Below are 6,000 nucleotides of genomic sequence, written 5' to 3'. Positions count from 1 at the left end.
TATCATTTATCTAAAGATTTAGCAGATCATGCACTAGAATATATTCGGGATCAACAGGCAACAAATCCTTCTAAACCTTGGTTTATGTGGTATTGTCCCGGAGCAAATCATGCACCGCATCACGCACCCGAAGAATATATCGCAAAATATAAAGGTAAATTTGACGAAGGATATGATGCTTATCGCAAATGGGTATTACCTCGTATGATAGCAAAAGGAATTATTCCGGCCGGAACTAAATTTGATAAATTCAATCCTCTGCCTCCCGGAGTTTCAAATCCTGGTGATGAAGTTTTAGATTGGAACAAATTAAGTGCAGACGAAAAGAAATTATTTTCAAGACTCGCCGAAGTTTATGCAGATTTCTCAGAATATACAGATGCTCAAGTAGGTCGTATAATTGATTATTTAGAAAAAACAGGACAATTAGAAAATACAATTGTTTTATATGCCGCCGACAATGGTGCTTCTGGTGAAGGTTCTCCTTCTGGTTCTGTAAACGAAAATAAATTCTTTAATGGATATCCGGATGAACTAAAAGAAAATCTAAAATATCTTGATAAACTAGGAGGGCCAGATACTTATGAACATTATCCAACAGGATGGGCCGCAGCATTTTCAACTCCATTTAAAATGTTTAAAAGATATAGTGAGTATGCAGGTGGAACTTGTGATCCATTGGTAATTTCCTGGCCAAAAGGAATTAAAGCCAAAGGCGAAGTTCGTAATCAATTTCATCATTCTACAGATATTGTCCCTACCTTATTAGAAGTTTGCGGAGTTGAAATGCCAAAAGTATATCGCGGTGTTCCTCAGTATCCATTATCCGGAGTTTCTATGAAATATACATTTGATGCTTCGCCAGATGCAAAAACACAAAAACACATTCAGTATTTTGCCATGTTAGGAAGCCGCGCATTATGGAAAGATGGCTGGAAAGCAGTAGCTTTACATACGCCACTTGTTGGAAAAGGAAATTTCGACAAAGATGAATGGGAACTTTACAATACTGATCTTGACAGAGCTGAATCTAATAATTTAGCTAAAAAATATCCGGACAAATTAAAAGAGCTTATTGCCGATTGGAATTCAGAAGCTGCAAAAAATCTCGTTTTACCACTTGATGACCGTTCTGCAATTGAAGTATTGGGAACAGAAAGACCTTCATCTGAAGCTCCCCGAGATCAATATGTTTACTATCCGGGAACCGCTCCCGTACCAGAAGGTGTAGCTGTAAATGTTCGCGGACGCTCCTATAAAATTGTTGCAGATGTTGATGTAAAAGACACAAAAGCATCTGGAGTATTATTTGCTCACGGTTCTCGTTTTGGAGGCCACACTTTATTTCTTAAAGGCAAAAAATTACATTATGTGTACAATTTCTTAGGAATTGCACCTGAGCAGCAATTTACTTCAAATGTTGACATTACGCCCGGAAAACATGTTTTTGGAATGGAATTTACTCGTGAAAAAGCAGGTCCAAACGGAGAATCTATAGGTAAAACGAAACTTTATATTGATGGAAAAGAAGTTGCTTCCGGACCTATGCGAACACAAACTGGTAAATTCACACTTTCTGGCGATGGTCTTTGTGTAGGATTTGACAGTGGAGATGCCGTTAGTAAAGAATATAAAACTCCAGGCGAATTTAAAGGCGGTGAAATTTATGGGATAGCTGTTAATGTTGGAAAAATCGAATATTCTGATTTAAACAGTGATGCAAAAAGAGCCTTAAATAGAGATTAATTAAATTTAGTTAAAAAGAGGTATTTAAATTGAACAGTAAAATGAACAATGAATACCTCTTTCATTTTTAATAAAATAAGCAAGCCAAATGCTATACAGAAATAACTTCTTAAAAAAGTCTTTTCTTTTACTCTTTCTTTTGGGTTTAACTGTTTTCAGTAATAAAAGTACCGCTCAGGAAAGCGAAGAAAAAACTTTTAGTCCGCATCATCAAATAGGGATTTCTATTAATCATGCCCATGTATTTGAAGGAAGGGATGACGAAGGAAATCGTGAAGTATTAAGTCTGCCCGCCTGGGGAATCGATTATACTTTTCAGTTTCATAAAAAATGGGCTATTGGCCTTCATACTGATTTTATAATTGAAAAATTCAAAGTCGAAAAAGTTTATGCAAGCGACAACGATAAAGAAACTGTTGAAAGAAGCTACCCAATCGCACCAGCAATTATGGGAATTTATAAACCAAGCGAATCCTGGAGCATTCTTTTAGGATTGGGAGGTGAATTTGCCAAAGAAGAAAACTATTTCCTTACGCGGGTTGGTGTAGAATACGGTTATGAACTTCCAAAAAACTGGGAAATATTTGGAACATTCAGCTATGATCTCAAATGGAACGCGTATGACAGCTGGGGAATTGGTTTAGGAATTGCGAAAAATTTTGGCGGAAAGTAATTAAAGGAAATACAAATTATAGATCGAACTTATGTATAACGCAAATAAAATAATTCGTATTTCAAAAAAAATCCTCTTACCATTAATCTTTCTATTTGTTTTAAAATCAAAAGCGCAGCAAGAAAAAGACACCACCAAACTACTTAACTTTAAGTATGGAGATAAAGGAATTGAACTTCGTACCAATGACAATAAATTTCTTTTTCAATTGCAAAGCCGGCTTCAGTTTCGGTTTTCTACACCAAATGATACCGATCCTTTGACTTATGACGATTACAGTCAGGATAAAAAAACAACTTTCAAAATTAACCGTGCGAGATTAAAAGTGGGCGGTCATGCTTTTGAGCCTTGGTTAAATTATTATTGGGAATACGAGCTCAGCCAGTCTAATTTATTAGATTTTAGAATTATGATTGAAAAATGGGAATGGCTGAGTCTTAAAGTCGGACAATGGAAAGTAGAATTTACAAGAGAGCGTTTCATAAGCAGCGGTGAACAGCAAACGGTCGATCGTTCTTTAATCAATCGCCCCTTTACTGCAGACAGACAAATGGGAGTTGAAGTCTACGGACATTTAAAAGGAAAAGGTATTGCCGATTTTAATTATTGGGCCGCTGCGCTTACCGGAACTGGTCGCGGAAATACTTCTAACGACGATAATAATTTGATGTATTTCGGGCGGGCACAATGGAATTTTTTAGGAAGATTTCTTGATTTTGAAGGAAGCGATTTAGAATTTCATGAAAAGCTAACTCCAATTATTGCCTTTTCAGCTTTAACAAACCGTAGTCCTTACACCCGATTTTCACAATCTGGCGGAGGATATTTAGAAGGATATGAAGATGGCGCGCCGGGACAATATCGGGTAAATCAGTGGAATTTAGAAACCGCATTTATGTATCAGGGTTTTTCCTGGCAAAGCGAAATGCATACCAAAAAAATCATTGATAAATTGAACAATGATGACGAAACTACATTAAAAGGCTATTATGTTCAGGCCGGATATTTTTTTCATAATGCTTTTAACTGGTAGCCCAAACATTTAGAAATGGCCGGACGACACGCCGCATACAGACCTGATAATAGTATTAGACAAAACCGACAAGATGAAACCACTATTGCTTTTAACTGGTTTTTTAAAGGTCATAAAAACAAATTGACTTCAGAATTTACCTATTTCAGTTTTCAGGATAAAACACTGCCTCTTGAAGCCGGATGGAGATTTAGGATACAATGGGATATTTCATTGTAAAATTCTTACTTCTTTTTTTAATATAAATTCATTTTTTTAATAACTTCATCTGACTTAAAACACTGAAAATGAAAAATATAAACAAAACAATAAGAAAAGCAGTAACAATATGTTTAGCCGGATCGTTTTTTTTGATTTCTATTGACAGCATAGCGCAGCGTCGTGTAGGCGGTGGCGGTGGCGGCGTTCACAGACCTAGCGGAGGAGCGCAGACAAGACCATCGGTAAACAGACCAAACAATCAGTCACGACCTGCAGTAAATAGACCTGCAACAACAAGACCTGGCTCTAATGGTTCAGGAACCAAAGTCACCAGACCAGCTAATAATTCAAACACAAAGATTAGCAATAGAACGAATAACTCAAACCGAAATTCTAATAATAACATTAGAAATTCCGGCAATAGAAACACTAACATAAGCGGCAATACCAGAAACGTTGACAGAAGCAGAGACATTACAATAAACAATAACAGAAATACGGTTGTTAGACGAAATACGGTTGTGTATGCACGTCCTCCATATGTATATGGCGGTTACAGATATCATGCCTACAATCCGTATTACTTTCATCCGTACAGACCCTTTTATTATGGTCCGGTTTGGCATCCGTGGGGATTTTTTGTAGCGACTTTAGCCGTGACAGCAATAGTCGTAAGTGTCGAAAGTACGCAATATCATTATGATCAGGGAGTTTGGTATGCGCCTTCAAGCGGAGGTTATACCGCTGTTCCTGCACCAGTTGGAGGAACGGTCAATAATATTCCAAGTGGTGCACAAACCGTCAATACAGGAACGGTTAACAATTATTATTACGGCGGAACGTATTATGAAAAAGACGGCAGTACGTATAAAGTTGTACCGCCAACAGCAGGAACTATTGTTGACAACTTACCCGAAGGCGGCGAAGAAGTTACCATTGGTGATGTAAAATATGTTAAGTTTGGTGAAACCTACTATCAACCTGTAAAAGTTGACGGAAAAGATAAATATGAAGTAGTTTTGGTTGAACAAGATAAATAACAAAATATATTTATTTTATTAATTCTATCAAACTAATATAACTTTAAAAGTTATTTTCATACTTTTGATTCAACTTATTGACAACCAATACAGCTCAAAAAACCATTACAATGAAAAATAAAACTTTTTGGATTTTCGCTATACTCACAATCTCCATAATTTCAATTACTTACGGTGTAACAAAATTAATTTCGCCAAAAGCAAAAGTAACAGAAGCGGCTTTAGATTGTCATGAAACTCCAAATACATCAGAACCATCGGCATTTAAACCAACAATCGAAAATAAAAATAAACCCGCAGGAAAAACTCCGGAAGGAATGGTTTGGATTCCGGGCGGCGAATTCTCCATGGGAAGCAATGTTGCAGATGAAAGTTTATGTAGTTTATCTGGCGTAACAAAAGATGCTGCTCCTATTCATCGTGTATATGTTGACGGTTATTATATGGATAAAACCGAAGTGACAAACGAAGAATATGAAAAATTTGTAAAAGCTACCGGATACATTACCGTTGCGGAAAAAAAACCGACTAAAGAAGAATTTCCAACAGCCTCAGAAGAAGATTTAATTACAGGCTCTGTAATATTTACACCTACTCCATCAGCCGTAAATTTGAATAATTTTTTACAATGGTGGTCATACGTTGGCGGAACAGATTGGAAACATCCGCTTGGTCCTCAAAGTTCTATAAAAGGAAAAGAAAATTATCCTGTTGTACATATTACTTATGAAGATGCGGCGGCTTATGCAAAATGGGCAGGAAAAAGACTTCCAACAGAAGCTGAATGGGAATTTGCAGCCAGAGGCGGAAAAACGGGAGAAATATACGCTTGGGGAAATAAGTTGAAACCAAACGGAAAATTTCAAGCCAATATTTACCAAGGACATTTCCCAATTAAAGATGGCGATACTGGAGAAGATGGTTTCAAAGGCATTGCTCCTGTCGCACAATTTGCTCCAAATGCTTACGGATTGTATGATGTTGCAGGAAATGTATGGGAATGGACAAACGATTGGTACAGCGTTGATTATTATAAAACATTAAGCGAAAGCGGAAAAACAGCTAAAAATCCGCAAGGACCGGATGCTTATAATGATCCTAACGATCCAACGCAGATAAAAAGAGTGCATCGCGGCGGATCTTTTTTATGTACTGATCAATATTGTACAAGATATATGGTAGGAACAAGAGGAAAAGGCGAAATTAGATCTGCTGCCAATCACCTTGGTTTTAGATGTGTGAAAAGTATTTAAAAGATAAAAATTACTATGAAAAAGGATTCTCAAAAACAGAATCCTTTTTTATTT

The 6,000-nt window shown here is 36.7% G+C and carries 6 protein-coding genes; all 6 read left to right on the top strand.

The genetic code is table 11. The features are described 5' to 3' along the window. Nucleotides 1–1,746: sulfatase-like hydrolase/transferase (locus B3C18_RS00810; RefSeq protein WP_291140883.1), on the top strand; the 1,746-nt coding region annotated here is incomplete at its 5' end. Between the two features lie 88 nt (nt 1,747–1,834). Next, entirely contained in the window at nt 1,835–2,419 is a 585-nt protein-coding gene (locus tag B3C18_RS00805; RefSeq protein WP_291140881.1) for a hypothetical protein, read from the top strand. Nucleotides 2,420–2,450: 31 nt separating this feature from the next. Then, nucleotides 2,451–3,452 carry a porin gene (locus B3C18_RS00800; RefSeq protein ID WP_291140879.1) on the top strand — a complete coding sequence of 334 codons (1,002 nt, stop codon included), beginning with the start codon at nt 2,451–2,453 and terminating at the stop codon, nt 3,450–3,452. Between the two features lie 15 nt (nt 3,453–3,467). Then, nucleotides 3,468–3,671: a hypothetical protein gene (locus B3C18_RS00795; protein ID WP_291140877.1), complete on the top strand. Its 204-nt coding sequence runs from the start codon at nt 3,468–3,470 to the stop codon at nt 3,669–3,671. Nucleotides 3,672–3,739: 68 nt separating this feature from the next. Beyond that, a complete protein-coding gene (locus B3C18_RS00790) occupies nt 3,740–4,693 on the top strand; it encodes a DUF6515 family protein (protein WP_291140875.1) in 954 nt (317 codons plus the stop codon). A 110-nt stretch (nt 4,694–4,803) separates the two neighbouring features. Beyond that, on the top strand, nt 4,804–5,946 hold the full coding sequence (locus tag B3C18_RS00785; protein ID WP_291140873.1) for a formylglycine-generating enzyme family protein: 1,143 nt from the start codon (nt 4,804–4,806) through the stop codon (nt 5,944–5,946). Nucleotides 5,947–6,000: the final 54 nt, after the last annotated feature.

It is taken from the genome of Flavobacterium sp. UBA7680 (genome assembly GCF_002482975.1).
In the GTDB taxonomy this organism is placed as follows: Bacteria; Bacteroidota; Bacteroidia; order Flavobacteriales; family Flavobacteriaceae; genus Flavobacterium.
The sequence above is the reverse complement of the archived record's forward strand: the minus strand, read 5'-3'. Positions and strand labels throughout refer to the sequence as shown.

What these genes read in the sequence shown, in the direction of transcription:
- B3C18_RS00795 (WP_291140877.1), top strand. Translation starts at nt 3,468, where the DNA reads ATGGCCGGACGACACGCCGCATACAGACCTGATAATAGTATTAGACAA.
- B3C18_RS00785 (WP_291140873.1), top strand. Translation starts at nt 4,804, where the DNA reads ATGAAAAATAAAACTTTTTGGATTTTCGCTATACTCACAATCTCCATA.
- B3C18_RS00800 (WP_291140879.1), top strand. Translation starts at nt 2,451, where the DNA reads ATGTATAACGCAAATAAAATAATTCGTATTTCAAAAAAAATCCTCTTA.
- B3C18_RS00805 (WP_291140881.1), top strand. Translation starts at nt 1,835, where the DNA reads ATGCTATACAGAAATAACTTCTTAAAAAAGTCTTTTCTTTTACTCTTT.
- B3C18_RS00790 (WP_291140875.1), top strand. Translation starts at nt 3,740, where the DNA reads ATGAAAAATATAAACAAAACAATAAGAAAAGCAGTAACAATATGTTTA.